The 2,596-nt window shown below is 63.9% G+C and carries 4 protein-coding genes; all 4 read left to right on the top strand.

Features of this window, described 5'->3' with window-relative positions; all coding sequences use genetic code 11:
• Nucleotides 1-494: urease accessory protein UreF (locus EN914_RS31410; protein WP_127389503.1), on the top strand; the 494-nt coding region annotated here is incomplete at its 5' end.
• A complete protein-coding gene (locus tag EN914_RS31405) occupies nucleotides 491-931 on the top strand; it encodes a DUF3995 domain-containing protein (RefSeq protein WP_024502040.1) in 441 nt (146 codons plus the stop codon). The genes EN914_RS31410 and EN914_RS31405, both read left to right, overlap by 4 nt.
• The gene (gene ureG / locus EN914_RS31400) at nucleotides 928-1,572 is read left to right on the top strand and encodes an urease accessory protein UreG (protein WP_024502041.1); all 645 of its coding nucleotides are present in this window, start codon (nucleotides 928-930) and stop codon (nucleotides 1,570-1,572) included. The genes EN914_RS31405 and ureG overlap by 4 nt, the downstream gene beginning before the upstream one ends.
• A 77-nt stretch (nucleotides 1,573-1,649) precedes the next feature.
• Entirely contained in the window at nucleotides 1,650-2,417 is a 768-nt protein-coding gene (locus EN914_RS31395; protein WP_024502042.1) for a class II aldolase and adducin N-terminal domain-containing protein, read from the top strand.
• Nucleotides 2,418-2,596: the final 179 nt, after the last annotated feature.

Below are 2,596 nucleotides of genomic sequence, written 5' to 3'. Positions count from 1 at the left end.
GCTGGAACGACGCCGTGCTGTTCGCCGAGAGCTGGCGCCGGGCACGCGGCACCGGTGATCTCGATGAAGTGGCGGCACTCGCCGAAGCCCTGGCCGGCTCGCGCGAACGCCATACCGAGACCATGCTGCAGGGTGGAGCCTTCCTCAAAGCGGCGGCCGCCTGGCCTAATCCGGTGCTGGAGCGCCTGCCGGCCGAATGCGCCTATTGCGTCGCCGTCGGCGCCATTGCGGGTGGCAACGGCATCGCGCTTCAGGATGCGCTGTCAGCCTTCCTGCAAACCTTCTTCTCCAACCTTGTGCAGGCGGCGATCCGGCTTGGCATCGTCGGCCAGAGCAGCGCGACCGCGTTGTTGGCCGGCTTCGAGCCGCTGGCCCTGGCGACCGCAAGCCGCGCCGCGCGCTCGACACTCGACGATCTCGGTGGCTGCGCCTTCGTCTCCGATGTCATGGCGATGAAGCATGAAACCCAATATTCGCGACTGTTCCGCTCATGATTTTTCTCGCCTTCTCGCTATCCTTTGTCCTGCTGCTGATCACCGTTCTGCATGTCTATTGGGGCCTTGGCGGCATCTGGCCGGGCCAGGACGCAGCCTCCTGCGCTCGCGCCGTGGTCGGCTTTCGCGGCGTCGATGAGATGCCGACGCCGTTTGCCAGTTTCGCCGTTGCCGCGTGCTTGTGCCTGGCGACACTATGGCCGCTGGCGCTCATGGGAGTCTTCGCTTCACCCTTCCCCAAGGAGGGTCTCGCCGCCACGTCGCTGCTCATCGGTCTGGTGTTCCTGGGGCGCGGCATAGCCGGCTTCACGCCATGGTGGCGGCGGCTGACGCCGGAACAGCCTTTCGCGCGGCTCGATGTCCGCTATTATTCGCCGCTGTGCCTGTTGATCGGGCTCGGCTTTGCCATCCTCGCCATCACGGAGTTTCCCGCATGACACAGACAAATGGTCCGCTGCGCGTCGGCATTGGCGGCCCGGTCGGTTCGGGCAAGACGACGCTGACCGAAAAACTGTGCAAGGCGCTGCGCGACGAGTTTTCCATCGCCGTCGTCACCAACGACATCTACACCAAGGAAGACGCCATGATGCTGGCGCGGCTGCAGGCGCTGCCCGAGGACCGCATCATGGGTGTCGAGACCGGCGGCTGCCCGCATACCGCGATCCGCGAGGATGCCTCGATCAATCTGCAGGCGATCGCGCAGATGAACAGGAAGTTCCCGGACCTCGACATCGTCTTCATCGAATCCGGCGGCGACAACCTTGCCGCCACCTTCTCGCCGGATCTCGCTGACCTGACGCTCTATGTCATCTCGGTCTGCCAGGGCGAGGAGATTCCGCGCAAGGGCGGGCCGGCGATCACCCGCTCCGATTTCCTGGTCATCAACAAGAGCGATCTGGCACCCTACGTGAACGTCAGTCTCGATGTCATGGAGAGCGACGCCGGCCGCATGCGCGGCAAGCGGCCGTTCGGCTTCACGGACCTGTCGCGCGGCAAGGGACTGCAGGAGGTGATCGATTTCATCATCGAGCATGGCGGCCTGCGAGCCGGCGCTGCCGCTGCCAGCACGGCGGCGTGAGCATCCCTGCACCAACCAAAACCGGTTGCGGGAATGGGCTGGCCACGGCATTCTTGCCGAAACCGGAGAATTTTTCGATGAGCCTTGCCCGTCTGCAAAAGGAAACGCTGACCAACCTGCCCTACTATGAGGAGCGCGTCGATCTCGCCTGCGCCTTCCGCTGGACGGCGCGGCTCAACATGCACGAGGCGGTGGCCAATCATTTCTCGCTGGCCGTCAATGATGAGGGCACACAATTCCTCATGAACCCCAACCAGGTGCATTTCTCGCGCATCAAGGCGAGCGACCTTCTGATGATCGATGCCAACGATCCGGAAACGCTCTCCGGCCCCAATGCGCCCGACCCGACGGCGTGGGGGCTGCATGGCGCCATCCATCGCAATGTGCGTCACGCGCGCTGCGTCATGCATGTGCACTCGATCCACGCTACGGTGCTGGCATCGCTCGCTGACTCGACATTGCCGCCGATCGACCAGAATTCGGCGATGTTCTTCAACCGCCATGTCGTCGACGCGCACTATGGCGGGCTGGCCTTCGAGGAGGAGGGCGAGCGCTGCTCGCAGCTTCTCGTCGATCCCAAGGTCAAGGTGATGGTGATGGGCAATCACGGCGTGCTGGTCATCGGCGACACGGTCGCCGATGCCTTCAACCGCATGTTCTATTTCGAACGCGCCGCCGAGACATACATCAAGGCGCTGTGGACCGGCCGCCCGCTGCGCACGCTTTCTGACGCGATCGCCGAAAAGGCGGCGAGCGAGATGGACGATTATCCCGGCCAGGCCGAACGCCATCTCAGCGAGTTGAAGGCGATCCTCGACGAGCAGGAACCGGTCTACCGGAATTGAGCGTCCTTCTCCCCGTGCCGTCACTATACGGGGAGAAGGTGCCGGCAGGCGGATGAGGGACGGCGCCGACCTGGGCGGTTTTCCTCAGAGCCCCAGCTCTTTCCCCAATTCCTCGGCGCTGTTGATGACGACGGCGCCGAGGAATTGGGGAAAGAGCTGGGGCTCTGAGGAAAACCTGT

Source organism: Mesorhizobium sp. M7A.F.Ca.CA.001.08.2.1 (genome assembly GCF_003998455.1).
GTDB lineage: Bacteria > Pseudomonadota > Alphaproteobacteria > Rhizobiales > Rhizobiaceae > Mesorhizobium > Mesorhizobium ciceri.
Note: the sequence above shows the minus strand (reverse complement) of the source record. Positions and strands in the feature narration are given on the sequence as shown.